Source organism: Lentzea alba (genome assembly GCF_047445655.1).
In the GTDB taxonomy this organism is placed as follows: Bacteria; Actinomycetota; Actinomycetes; order Mycobacteriales; family Pseudonocardiaceae; genus Lentzea; species Lentzea alba_A.
Genome location: NZ_JAJAEG010000030.1, coordinates 111305 through 123650, shown reverse-complemented (window position 1 = coordinate 123650; position 12346 = coordinate 111305). Strand labels below are relative to the sequence as shown.

Sequence of the window (12346 nt, the reverse complement as noted above, 5' to 3'; positions counted from 1 at the left end):
GGCCGAGCCTGCCAGACGACCGGCTCAGCACTCATTAGCCGAGCCACGCGATGGCGAAGCCGAGCCGCTCTGTCGCCTGCCGCCCTTATGCGATGGCGAAGCCGAGCCGTCTTTTCCACACGGGCCGGGTGGGGTGGTCCCGTCACGAGACCACCCCCACCACCGCAAGCACCTACGCAACAGCAAGCCGCCCTGAGCAACAGGCGTGCCATCAACCCGCGTGTGGCGCTGGCCGGTCTTTGATCAGATTGGCGGGGTCTGGGGCGGCGCCCCAGAAAGCAACCGCCAGATAACTAAGCAACGCGCCCACCTACGAACAACAAACAGGAACCCGCCAACGAAACAGGGAGACGGCGCCGAAACCGGCGCGCGTCAGCCCCTCAGCCCTCTTCCCGCAACCGCTCCAACGCAGCAGCCAAATCCTCCGGGTACTCCGACGTGTAGGCAACCCACTCCCCAGACCCAGGATGATGGAACCCGAGCTGCCGAGCATGCAGCCACTGCCGCGAAACCCCAAGCCTCTTGGCCAACGTGGGATCCGCCCCGTACGTCAAATCCCCAACACAGGGATGATGCAACGCCGAAAAGTGCACCCGAATCTGGTGAGTACGCCCGGTCTCCAGATGAACCTCGACAAACGAAGCAGCCCGAAAAGCCTCCATAACCTCATAATGAGTAACAGACGGCTTCCCAGAGTTCATAACCGCAAACTTGTAGTCATGCCGAGGATGCCGATCAATAGGAGCATCAATAGTCCCCTTGATGGGATCGGGATGCCCCTGCACCACAGCATGATAAACCTTGTCAACAGTCCGCTCTTTAAACGCGTGCTTCAACGCAGAATAAGCAGACTCAGACTTGGCAACAACCATCACGCCAGTGGTGCCGACATCCAACCGATGCACAACACCCTGACGCTCAGCAGCCCCAGAAGTAGCAATCCGATGCCCAGCGGCAGCCAACCCACCCACAACGGTGGGCCCGGTCCACCCTGGCGAAGGATGAACAGCCACCCCAACAGGCTTGTCCACCACGATGATGTCGTCGTCCTCATGAATGACGATCAACCCGGGCACCGGAATCGCCTGCACGGTCACAGGCTGAGGCGGAGCAGGCAGGGTGATCTCCAGCATCGCCCCACCCACGAGCCGATCGGACTTCCCCACAACCCGCCCGTCGACCAGCACCTCACCCCCATCGGCGATGGCGGCGACAGTGGTCCGGGACAGCCCGAGCAACTTCGCGAGGCCAGCGTCAACGCGCATGCCGTCCAGCCCGTCGGGAATCGGCAGCGTTCGGTATCCGCTCACGCGCGGGGCCTCGACTTTCTTTGTTCACCAGCAACCGGGTCAGGCTACAGACGCGGCCAGACCCACCGGGAACCGCTACTGCGGTTCCTGCAGCCCGCTCGGCTCAGCGGGCGTCTTGGCCTCTCGGTTGACCGTCCCGTCGTAGTCGTGCTGCCGCAGCGCCAGCACCACGATCGTCGCGCCGCCGCAGACGATCGCCATGTCGGCGACGTTGAACACCGGCCACACGCGGCCGAACGGGTCGAAGAGCGACAGGAAGTCCACCACGTGGCCGCGCATCGGGCCCGGCTCGCGGAACAACCGATCGACCAGGTTGCCGACGGCACCGCCCAGGACCAGGCCCAGGCCGACGGCCCACGGCTGGGAGCGGAGGTTGCGCGAGATCCAGAGGATGAACCCGACCACGCCCAGCGCGATGAGCGCCAGGATCCACGTCATGCCCTCGGCCATGCCGAACGCGGCGCCGGGGTTGCGGACGAACGTCAGGTACAGCACGCCGCCGAACAGCTGGATCGGCTCGGCGTCCTCCAGGAACGCCACGGACAGGACCTTCGTGAGCACGTCCAGGGCCAGCACGACCCCGGCCAGCACCGCCAGGATCTTGATCTTCGGTTCGGGCAGCGAACCCGTGATCGAGAACTCGGGCTCGACGACGTCGTCCGAGTCGACGGCAACGGCAGACTCGTCCTTGACCTCAGGCTTGGCCTGCTCCTCCGAAGCGCTCTTGTCGACAGCGCTCTTCTCGGCCTCGCTCTTCTCGGCCACGCCCTTCTCGGTCACGCCCTTCTCGGTCACGCTCTTATCGGCAACCGGAGCGATACCCGCGACCTCGTCCGAGGCCCGATCCGCCCAGTCCGTGTCCTCGGTGGCAGCGTCCGGTTCCCCGACCGGCGCAGGCTTGCTGACCTGCTCGGAAGCAGGAGGCTCAGCAGCCTTCTGGGCGGCCTTGGACTCGTCACTCACCACGTCATTGTCCACGAAGAGAACTACGCGAGGAACGGCGGCAGGGTTCGGCTGTCGTCCTCGGGCACCCAACGACCGTCGCGCTGCGTGTAGGTCCACTTCGGACCCTCGGTCACCAGCGTGCGCAACGCCGCGACCAAACGGTCCACGTGCTCAGCCGTCGTACCCAGGCCGATCGACGCGCGCACGGCCCGCTCCTCGTGCGATCCGGCCTGCTTGACGAGCCGGCCGACGATCACGTGGGCGCAGAACGCACCGTCGCGCACACCGATGCCGTACTCGGCCGACAGAGCCGCTGCGAGGAAGCCCGCGTCGAAACCGGAGATCGTGAAGCTCACGACACCGACCTTGTCGGCGTCGGTCAGGATCGACAGCTCGCGAAAGCCCGGGACCGTGCGCAGGCCGTCAGACAGCCGCGCCAACAGCTCCTGCTCGTGCGCAACGGTCTGCTCCCAGTGCCGCGACAGGATCTCGCAGGCGGAGGCCAGCGCGTGCACGCCGACGACGTTCGGGCTGCCGGCCTCGTGCCGCTCCGGCACCGCGGACCACGCCACGCCCAGCCGGTCGCCGTGGTCGGTCACCTTGGCCGTCGCACCGCCGCCGACCAGGTACGGCTGGGCCTGCTGCAGCCAGTCCGCGCGGCCGACCAGCACACCGGCACCGAACGGCGCGTAGATCTTGTGGCCGGAGAACGCGACGTAGTCCACACCCAGCTCACGCACGTTGATCTGGCGGTGCGGCGCGAGCTGCGCGGCATCGAGAGCGATCCGCGCGCCGTGCGAGCGGGCCACCCGAGCCAGCTCCGCGACCGGCCACAGCTCACCCGTGACGTTGGACGCCCCGGTGACGATCACGAGCCGAGGGCCGACCGGGGCGGCGGCCAAGGCCCGGTCCAGCGCGGCAACCGCAGCGCCGGACGAGGAAGGCGAGGGGATGCGCTGAACGTTCGGGCCGCGCCACGGCAGCAGGGCGGCGTGGTGCTCGCTGTCGAACAACACGACGGCGGTGCCGCGAGGAACGCTGCGCGCCAACAGGTTCAGCGAATCGGTGGTGTTGCGGGTGAAGACGACGGTGTCGGAGGAGTGCGCCCCGACGAACTTGCGGATGCGGTCGCGGGCCTGCTCGTAGACGCGGGTGGAGACCTGGGAGGCGAAGCCGGCGCCGCGGTGCACGCTGGCGTACCAGGGCAGCAGCTCGTCGACGGCGTCCCGGACCTCCTGCAGGCAGGGCGCAGAAGCCGCGTGATCGAGGTTCGCATACGTCACGCGCTCACCGGTGACGAGCGGGACTCGCAGGTCGGCGCCGACGACAGCGGGAACCGAAACGGTGGTGTCCGGGGTGATCGCGAGCGTCATCGAGCTGCCTCCGAGGCCAGGGGCCCCGTTTCGCGAAGGCCCGCGCTTGACCGGCGCCCCACGCGCCGGACCAGGTCCTCACCAAGGGCACCCCACCGCGGTTGGAGGGTTGCCGGCCAGCAAGCTTGGGCTTGACGCTGGCTCTCATGACCTGCCGAAGACGTTAGCGGAGGGTCACGGTGCGCGTCGACACCCGATCACATCGTGAGAAGCCTCGGAGACCGACTATTCGCCGGTCTCGCCCTTCCACCTGGCGTAGCGACCTGCCCGGTCCACGGCACGAACGCGCCGCTCAGCAGCGTCGCGCGCCTCCTCGGTGGTCACGATGAGCAACTGGTCGCCGGTCTGCAGCCGGGTGGTCGGCTGTGGCGTGAAACTCTTTGCGCCGCGCACCACGAGACTCACGGTGGCGCCGTTCGGCAGCCGGAGTTCGGTCATGTAGACGCCGTGCAGCTTCGACCCGCGCTGGATGTGCACCTGCAGCAGCTCGGCGCCGAGCTCGTCGAGCGGCGAGGAGTCGACCTGCACCTCCTGCGGCTCGCCGGCGCGTACCAGCCCGAGCCGCTTGGCGAGGAACGGCAGCGTCGTGCCCTGCACCACCGTCAGCACGATGACCAGCACGAACACCGCGTCGACCAGTTCACGCGCCCCTTCCACGCCCTGGATCAACGGGATCAGCGCGAACACGATCGGCACCGCACCGCGCAGCCCCGACCAGGAGAGGAACGCCTGCTCCCGCCACGGCACCTTGAACGGCAACGAGGCCAGCACCACCGACAACGGCCGCGCCACGAACGTGAGCACCACACCCGCGATCAGCGCGGGGAACAGCACGTCGAGCAGCCGCGACGGGGAGGCGTAGAGGCCGAGTAAGACGAACAGCCCGATCTGGGCGAGCCAGCCAAGCCCCTCGGCGAACGACAGCGTGTCCGCGCGGTGCGGCAGACGCGCGTTGCCGAGCACCAGAGCGGCGACGTAGGTGGCGAGGAATCCGGACGCGTGCAGGAGGTCGCCCGCCGTGTACGCCATCACGCAGACCGCCACCGTGGCCAGCGGGTACAGACCGGTGGCGGGCAGCGCCGCGCGTCTCAGCCCCGCTCCGCCGAGGAACCCCAGCGCGATGCCGATGAGCGCGCCCGCGGCCAGTTCGTAGAGCACCAGAAGTGGGGCCGTCCAGGTGATCTCATCCGCGGACGCCAGCAGCACGACGGCGATGTAGACGGGCGCGTCGTTGAGGCCCGACTCCAGCTCCAGCGCGCCCGTGAGCCGCGGTCCCACGCCCAACGAACGCAGCACGCTGAAGACCGCCGCCGCGTCCGTGGACGACAGCACCGCGCCCCAGAGCAACGCCATCCGCCAGTCGAGGCCCAGCAGGTAGTGCAGCGCCGTGCCGGTGATCGCGACGCTCACGACAACGGCCACTGTGGACAGTGCCACGCCTAACCACAGCGAGGACCTCACGGCGTGCCAACGGGTCGTGAGCCCGCCCTCGCTCAGGATCAGCACGAGGGCCGCGATGCCGAGCGACTGGGTGAGGTCCGCGTCGTCGAACCGGATGCCGAGCACGGACTCGCCGAGGACCACGCCGATGCCGAGGTACAGCAGCAACGAGGGCAGCCCGAGCCGGATCGACACGCGCACCGCGATCACGGAGATCAGCAGAACGGCGGCACCGATGCCCAGCACGACAGTGACGTCACCCACCTGGACCATTCTGATTGATCACCACCGAAATGGACGAATCCGACGCGACGGAACAACCAGCCGTTCGCATCTACCGGGCTCATGCACAGTGGAGCATGTTGATCAGTGGCTCAATCCCTACCCTGCACGGAGTTGAACCATGAGGATCCTGATCGCGCTGGCGGCTGCCTTGATGGTGGCCGGAACGACCACAGCGCAAGCAGCAGCGCCCACCGCACTGGCGGCACCGAACATCAACGTCGCGAACGTCCGGGCGCACCTGAACCAGTTCCAGTCGATCGCCACGGCGAACGGCGGCAACCGCGCCCACGGGCGTCCGGGGTACCTGGCCTCGGTGAACTGGGTGAAGAGCAAGCTCGACGCGGCGGGCTACCGGACGGCTGTGCAGTCGTTCAGCTACGGCGGTGCGACCGGCTACAACCTGACGGCGGAATGGCCGGTCGGCGACGCGAACAACGTCGTGATGGTCGGCGGCCACCTCGACAGCGTCACCGCGGGCCCCGGAATCAACGACAACGGCACGGGCTCCGCGTCGATCCTGGAGGTCGCCCTCCAGGTGGCGGCCACGAACTTCCAGCCGACCAAACGCATCCGCTTCGGCTGGTGGGGCGCTGAGGAGCGCGGCCTGATCGGCTCGACCTACTACGTGAACCAGCTGCCGAGCGCAGACCGGTCGAAGATCAAGGCGTACCTGAACTTCGACATGACCGGCTCGCCGAACCCCGGCTACTTCGTCTACAGCGCCTCCGGCCAGCCCTCCGGCTCCGCGGCGCTGCAGCAGCGGCTCCAGGCGGGCTTCACGTCGTTCGGCGTCCAGACCGAGCTGACCAGCGTCGGCGGCCGCTCCGACCACGCGGCGTTCGCCCGCGCGGGCATCCCGATCGGCGGCACCTTCACCGGCGCCGAGGGCATCAAGACCTCGGCCCAGGCGCAGAAGTGGGGCGGCACGGCCGGCCAGGCCTACGACCGCTGCTACCACCGCTCCTGCGACACCACGTCCAACGTCAACGCCACGGCGCTCGACCGCAACGCGGACGTGATCGCCTACGCGTTGTGGGCGACGGCGGTCTGAGTTCCTTGAGTGAGCACCTGCACGGCCTCGTCGAGCACCGGCTCGACGAGGCCGGGCACGGTCGCCCACATCTGCACCTGGCCCAGGTAGAGGCTGAACGCGATCAGCGCCCGCTTCCTCGCGTGCTCGCCGTCGAACCCGAGCTGCTCGAACAGCTCGGTCAGGTAGTCCACACGCTTCCGCGTGACGCGCTGGAGGACCGGCGCGATCACGTCGTTCTCGGCGCCCGCCTGCAACGCCATCTCCACCGAGCCCTCGCGGGTGCGGTCGAGCACCGTCGCGAACAGCGTCCTGAGCTTGTCGTGCGGTGACTTCTCCGCCTCGACCAGCTCGATGACCTTCTCGGTGTGCTCCCGCTCCCACCGTTCGACGGTGGCCCTGAGCAGCGCTTCCCGGTTCGGGAAGTGGTGGTAGACACTGCCCTTCGTGGCGCCGGCCCTGGCCGCCAGCGGTTCGATCGCCACGGCGTTGAGCCCGCCTTCTGCCAACGCTCTCAGCGCTATCTCAGTCCAGTCGTCACGATTCCGCCGCACCACGCTTCCATACGCTACCGTACGTTTCAGGAACATACGGCAGCGTATGGAAGGGGAGTTCCATGATCAAGAACATCCACACCCGAGACCTCGGCGTGCCTGCGGGCCCGTTCATCGAGCGGATTCAGGAGCTCTGGCCGCCCGCCTGGGGCAAGCAGGAGTTCGACCGCCCGCTGGGCGTGGGCGCGGACGGCGGGCACGGCCCGATCCGCTACCACTGCACGGCGTTCACCCCCGGCGAGTCGATCACCTTCGCGTTCAGCGACGGCGACGGCACGCACACCCTGTCGGCCTCGGGCACCGTCGTGCGGCACGAGCTGATCGGCGACTTCACCCTGGGCAACCGGGTGCGGTGGGCGCTGGTCATCCGCTGGCTGCACGACGCGTGCCTGGAGGACCTCTTCGACAACTTCGAGCGCGCGGCGGGCCGGGAACCGAAGTCCCCGGCCCATTGGTCGTGGTACGTGCGGCTGGTGCGCAAGGCCTTCACGCGCCGGGCTCAGGTCACGCGCAGCGCAGCTTGACCACGCGGTCACCGTTGAGCGTGCCGTAGACGTCGCCGCTCTCGGTGAACGACCACGGGTAGAACTCCGCCGCGAACGCCTCGAACCGGCCGTCCGTCCGCAGCACGCCGTGCCGCCAGTCCTCCGGCGCCTGCTGGCGCACCGTCAGCAGGTCACCGGCGGCGTTGGCGCCCCAGATCTCGGACTCGTGCGTGCGCACGATCTGGCCCTGCAGGTTCCACTCGACGAAGTGCGCGTTCGAGAAGTCGTTGTCCGGCATCGAGTACCCGAAGATCCGGCCGCCGTGGATCACCGACGGCACGACGTCCCAGTCGCCGGGCACCGGCTGGAGCTCAGCGCGGACACCCTGCCGGTCCCACACGTAACCGGTCTCCTTGCTGGCGGGCGCGATGACGTTGGCGATGGCGTTGCCGTCGTTGTCGAGCCCGCGCGCGGTCCACCACCAGCCGTTGTTCGTGCCGGTGAGCAACTGCGGGACAGCCGAACCGGCCGGCCACACCGCGAGCGAGCTGCCAGAGGTGCCCAGCACGTCGCCGCCCGCGTTCATGGCCGATGCGAACACCTTCGTCTTGCCGGGCAACGGCTCCAGGCTCTGGTCACCGCGCCACGCCGCCGACGAGGTGGACGAGATCACGGCCCCGGCACTGTCGACGCCGTTGACCACCCGGCTCTGCGGGAAGGTCACGGTCCGCGGCACGTCCTGCTGCCACACCGCCTGGACCTTGTCGTACCAGCGGCTGGTGGCGAGCGTGCCGGCACCGTCGCCGCTCAAGCTCGACACGTGAACTCCAGCCGGAACCTGCAGCTCCGTCGTGGTCCACGTGCAGGCCGCCTCGGCGTGCGCGGTGGCCGGAACCACCGCGGCGGCTGCGGCGAGCATCGTGGCACCTGCAGTCAGACGCCATCCCCCAGGCTTCATCTGTTCAAAACCCTTTCGATCACCGGATCACGCGCGGCGCGCGTGGACAGGGCTGCTAGGCGCCCGCGCAGTACACGCCGTCGCGCATCGAAAGGTTGTCCGCGAATTCCACGAAGATCGCGAAACGTTCCACGCAGAGAGGGGCCGCTGTCCGCAGACAACGGCCCCTCTCAAACCGAGATCACACCCGCGCGACGGCGACCTTGACCTTCAGCCCGTCACCGACGGTGCCCTCCGCAGCGCCCGAACCGAACACCACCGACGAGGTCAGCGTCTCCGCCTGCACGAACTCCAGGTGCGGCTCAACAGCCGACCGAACCTCGTCCGGAAGCTCCAACGTCAGCGTGATCCGGTCGGACACGTCGAGCTGAGCGTCCTTGCGCGCCTGCTGCACCACGCGCACCAGGTCACGTGCCAGCCCCTCGGCCTCCAGCTCCGGCGTCACGACCGTGTCGAGCACGACAACACCCGCACCGCCCGGCAGAGCCGCCGTGGCAGCCGGATCCGTTGCCACCAACCGCTGTTCGTACTCACCCTCGAACAGCTCGACACCGGCGGCGACCACTCGACCGTCCACTTCGGACCAGTCGCCCGCCTTCACGGCCTTGATGACCTTCTGCACGTTCGGCCCGAGCCGCGGCCCGGCGGCACGCGCGTTCACGACGAGCTGGAACTGCCCGTAGGCGTCGACGTCCGTGGACAGCGACACCTCCTTGACGTTGACCTCGTCGCGCACGATCTCCGCGAAGTCCTCCAGCGACGAAGCCACCGGCGACGCGACCGTCAAGCGCGCCAACGGGAGCCGCACGCGCAGCTTGTTCGCCTTGCGCAGCGACAGCGCCGTCGAGCACACGTCGCGCACCTCGTCCATCGCCGCCACCAGCGCGTCGTCCGCGGGAAGGTCAGCGACAGCGGGGTAGTCCGTCAGGTGCACCGAACGCCCACCGGTCAGACCGCGCCACACGACCTCGGACGTGTACGGCAGCAGCGGCGCCGCCACGCGCGTGACGACCTCAAGCACGGTGTGCAGGGTGTCGATCGCGTCCTGCTCGCCGTCCCAGAACCGCTGCCGCGACCGCCGCACGTACCAGTTCGTGAGCACCTCCAGGTACTCGCGCACCAGCTGGCACGCACCGGAGATGTCGTAGACGTCCATCGCCGCCTGGACATCGCGCACCAGGTCGTGCGTCTTCGCCAGCGCGTACCGGTCCAGCACGTGCTTGGAGTCCGCGCGCCACGTGCCCTCGCGACCGGAAGCGTTGGCGTACAACGCGAGGAAGTACCAGGAGTTCCACAACGGCAGCACCGCCTGGCGCACCGCGTCCCTGATGCCGCGCTCGGTCACCACCAGGTCGCCGCCGCGCAGGATCGGCGACGCCATGAGGAACCACCTCATCGCGTCCGAGCCGTCGCGGTCGAAGACCTCGTTGACGTCCGGGTAGTTCTTCAGCGACTTGGACATCTTCTGGCCGTCGTCACCGAGCACGATGCCGTGCGCCATGCAGTTGCTGAACGCGGGCCGGTCGAACAGCGCCGTCGCCAGCACGTGCATGGTGTAGAACCAGCCGCGCGTCTGGCCGTTGTACTCGACGATGAAGTCGCCGGGGTAGTGGTTCTCGAACCACTCCGCGTTCTCGAACGGGTAGTGCACCTGCGCGAACGACATCGAACCCGACTCGAACCAGCAGTCGAGCACGTCCGGGATGCGGCGCATCATCGACTTGCCGCTCGGGTCGTCCGGGTTCGCGCGGACGAGGTCGTCGATGAACGGCCGGTGCAGGTTGTCCGGCCGCACGCCGAAGTCGCGCTCCAGCTCGTCCAGCGACCCGTACACGTCCGTGCGCGGGAACTCGGGGTTGTCCGAGACCCACACGGGCAGCGGCGAACCCCAGTACCGGTTGCGCGAGATGTTCCAGTCGCGCGCGTTCTCCAGCCACTTGCCGAACTGGCCGTCCTTGATGTGCGCCGGCACCCAGTTGATCTGCTGGTTGAGCTCGACCATCCGGTCCTTGAACTGCGAGACCGCGACGAACCACGCCGACAGCGCGCGCTGGATCAGCGGGTTGTTGCACCGCCAGCAGTGCGGGTACGGGTGGTCGTAGGTCTCGTGCCGCAGCAGCAGACCCGCTTCCTTGAGGTCGCGGATGATCAGCTTGTTCGCCTCGAACACGTGCACACCCGCGTACGGCGCCACCTCGGCGGTGAACTTGCCGTCCGACCCGACCGGCACGACGACCTCGATGCCCGCCGCGTCCGTCACGACCTTGTCGTCCTCACCGAACGCCGGTGCGATGTGGACGATGCCCGTGCCGTCGTCGGTGGTCACGTAGTCCGCGGCCAGCACCTGGTGCGCGTTCTCACGGCCCACGAAGAAGTCGAACGGCGGCAGGTACTTCTTGCCGAGCAGGTCCGAACCCTTGTAGCGCGCCACGACCTCGGGCTCTTCGCCCAGCTCACGCGCGTACGCCGCGACACGGGCCTCGGCGAGCAGGTACTTGTCGCCGTCGGAACCGACCACGGTCACGTAGTCGACGTCCGGGTGCACGGCGGCGGCGAGGTTGCTCGGCAGCGTCCACGGCGTGGTCGTCCAGACCAGCGCCTTCTCGCCGGACTCCAGGCGCAACGCCACCGTGACGGCCGGGTCCTGCCGGTCGCGGTAGGCGTCGTCCATCTTGGTCTCGGTGTTGGACAGCGGCGTCTCGCAACGCCAGCAGTACCAGAGCACGCGGAAGCCCTCGTAGATCAAGCCCTTGTCCCACAAGGCCTTGAACGCCCACATGACGCTTTCCATGTAGTCGAGGTCGAGCGTCTTGTAGTCGTTGTCGAAGTCGACCCAACGAGCCTGCCGCGTCACGTAGTCGCGCCACTGGTCCGTGTACTGCAGCACGGACGTGCGGCACGCCTCGTTGAACTTCTCGATGCCGAGCTCGTCGATCTCGTTCTTGTGCGTGATGCCCAGCTGCTTCTCGGCCTCGTACTCGGCCGGCATGCCGTGCGTGTCCCAGCCGAACCGGCGCTCGACGTGCTTGCCGCGCATGGTCATGTAGCGCGGCACGACGTCCTTGACGTAGCCGGTCAGCAGGTGCCCGTAGTGCGGCAGACCGTTCGCGAAGGGCGGGCCGTCGTAGAAGACGAACTCGTTCGCGCCGTTGTCACCCGCCGGGTTGCGGTCGATGCTCGCCTGGAAGGTCTCGTCGTCCTTCCAGTACCCGAGCACGTCCTGCTCGAGGTTCGGAAAGGACGGCTGCGCCGGGACCTCGTTCTGTCCGGCCCTGGGGTAGGCCATCTTCGCTGCTCCTCGCGGTCACGTAGGACACGCGAGGACGACACGCCGATCTTGCTCGGCAGGCCGCGGTACCACCCCGCTTGCACGCCCCTCTGCTTGACGAACACAGCGGGGCGAGCCTCTCGTTCTTCGGCTGTGACGGGCCGGTCCCGTCCGGTTCTACTGAGGTTCGCTGAACCCGTTCTTCCGGAGGCTCCCCGGTGATGGCCGGATCGGTGCCTGTAGCTACAGGGTACGGGTGCCCGCAAACCGTATGCTCGCCGCCATGACGTTGACCATCGCGTTGTCGATCGTGCTGGCCCTGCTCTTCGTGGCCACGGGCGCGGGCAAGGTCCTGGGCGCGAAGAAGTCGATCGAGGCCCGCGACCACTTCCGCATGAGCGCGACGCTCTGGCGGACCATCGGCGCGCTCGAGTGGGCGGGCGCGGCGGGCCTGGTCGTCGGCCTGTTCACCTGGGAGTGGCTGGCGCACGCGGCCACCGTCGGGCTCGGGCTGCTGATGGTCGGCGCCACGATCACCCGGTTGAGGTTCGACTCGAAGCACACCGGCGTCGTCGTGGACCTGGTGCTGCTGGCGTTGCTGATCACCCTGCTGTTCCTGGACCGCTGAGAAACCGCCGCGAGTCCGGGAAGGACTCGCGGCGGCTCCCCGCCAGCGCGGCCCCACGGCCAGCAAACCT

At 68.2% G+C, this 12346-nt stretch carries 10 protein-coding genes and 1 riboswitch; of the genes, 3 read left to right on the top strand and 7 right to left on the bottom strand.

Going from position 1 to position 12346, the window contains the following annotated elements; all coding sequences use genetic code 11:
• Window positions 1–380 precede the first annotated feature (380 nt).
• The 4 genes from LFM09_RS38580 to LFM09_RS38565 form a co-directional block, all read right to left on the bottom strand.
• Entirely contained in the window at window positions 381–1265 is an 885-nt protein-coding gene (locus tag LFM09_RS38580) for an RluA family pseudouridine synthase (protein ID WP_414101575.1), read from the bottom strand.
• A 120-nt stretch (window positions 1266–1385) separates the two neighbouring features.
• The gene (lspA, locus tag LFM09_RS38575) at window positions 1386–2273 is read right to left on the bottom strand and encodes a signal peptidase II (RefSeq protein WP_414101570.1); all 888 of its coding nucleotides are present in this window, start codon (window positions 2271–2273) and stop codon (window positions 1386–1388) included.
• A gap of 23 nt (window positions 2274–2296) precedes the next feature.
• Complete coding sequence (locus tag LFM09_RS38570; RefSeq protein WP_414101569.1) at window positions 2297–3628, bottom strand: aminotransferase class V-fold PLP-dependent enzyme; 1332 nt, start codon at window positions 3626–3628, stop codon at window positions 2297–2299.
• 37 nt (window positions 3629–3665) lie between these two features.
• Window positions 3666–3780: riboswitch (SAM riboswitch) on the bottom strand.
• A gap of 73 nt (window positions 3781–3853) precedes the next feature.
• On the bottom strand, window positions 3854–5332 hold the full coding sequence (locus LFM09_RS38565; protein ID WP_414101568.1) for a potassium/proton antiporter: 1479 nt from the start codon (window positions 5330–5332) through the stop codon (window positions 3854–3856).
• A gap of 139 nt (window positions 5333–5471) precedes the next feature.
• Here LFM09_RS38565 and LFM09_RS38560 point away from each other — a divergent pair, with 139 nt between their 5' ends.
• The gene (locus LFM09_RS38560) at window positions 5472–6404 is read left to right on the top strand and encodes a M28 family metallopeptidase (RefSeq protein ID WP_414101567.1); all 933 of its coding nucleotides are present in this window, start codon (window positions 5472–5474) and stop codon (window positions 6402–6404) included.
• Here LFM09_RS38560 and LFM09_RS38555 read toward each other — a convergent pair.
• On the bottom strand, window positions 6377–6937 hold the full coding sequence (locus LFM09_RS38555; protein WP_414101566.1) for a TetR/AcrR family transcriptional regulator: 561 nt from the start codon (window positions 6935–6937) through the stop codon (window positions 6377–6379). The genes LFM09_RS38560 and LFM09_RS38555 overlap by 28 nt on opposite strands.
• A gap of 62 nt (window positions 6938–6999) precedes the next feature.
• Here LFM09_RS38555 and LFM09_RS38550 point away from each other — a divergent pair, with 62 nt between their 5' ends.
• Window positions 7000–7461 (top strand): SRPBCC family protein, encoded by a 462-nt coding sequence (locus LFM09_RS38550; RefSeq protein WP_414101565.1) that lies wholly within the window; start codon window positions 7000–7002, stop codon window positions 7459–7461.
• On the opposite strand, the gene LFM09_RS38545 is transcribed toward LFM09_RS38550, so the two are convergent.
• A complete protein-coding gene (locus LFM09_RS38545) occupies window positions 7442–8341 on the bottom strand; it encodes a hypothetical protein (protein WP_414101564.1) in 900 nt (299 codons plus the stop codon). The two genes, LFM09_RS38550 and LFM09_RS38545, sit on opposite strands and share 20 nt — an antisense overlap.
• Window positions 8342–8561: 220 nt before the next feature.
• Window positions 8562–11666 (bottom strand): isoleucine--tRNA ligase, encoded by a 3105-nt coding sequence (gene ileS, locus LFM09_RS38540; RefSeq protein WP_414101563.1) that lies wholly within the window; start codon window positions 11664–11666, stop codon window positions 8562–8564.
• A 265-nt stretch (window positions 11667–11931) separates the two neighbouring features.
• Here ileS and LFM09_RS38535 point away from each other — a divergent pair, with 265 nt between their 5' ends.
• Window positions 11932–12276, top strand: coding sequence for a DoxX family protein (locus LFM09_RS38535; protein WP_414101562.1), 345 nt, complete (start codon window positions 11932–11934; stop codon window positions 12274–12276).
• Window positions 12277–12346: the final 70 nt, after the last annotated feature.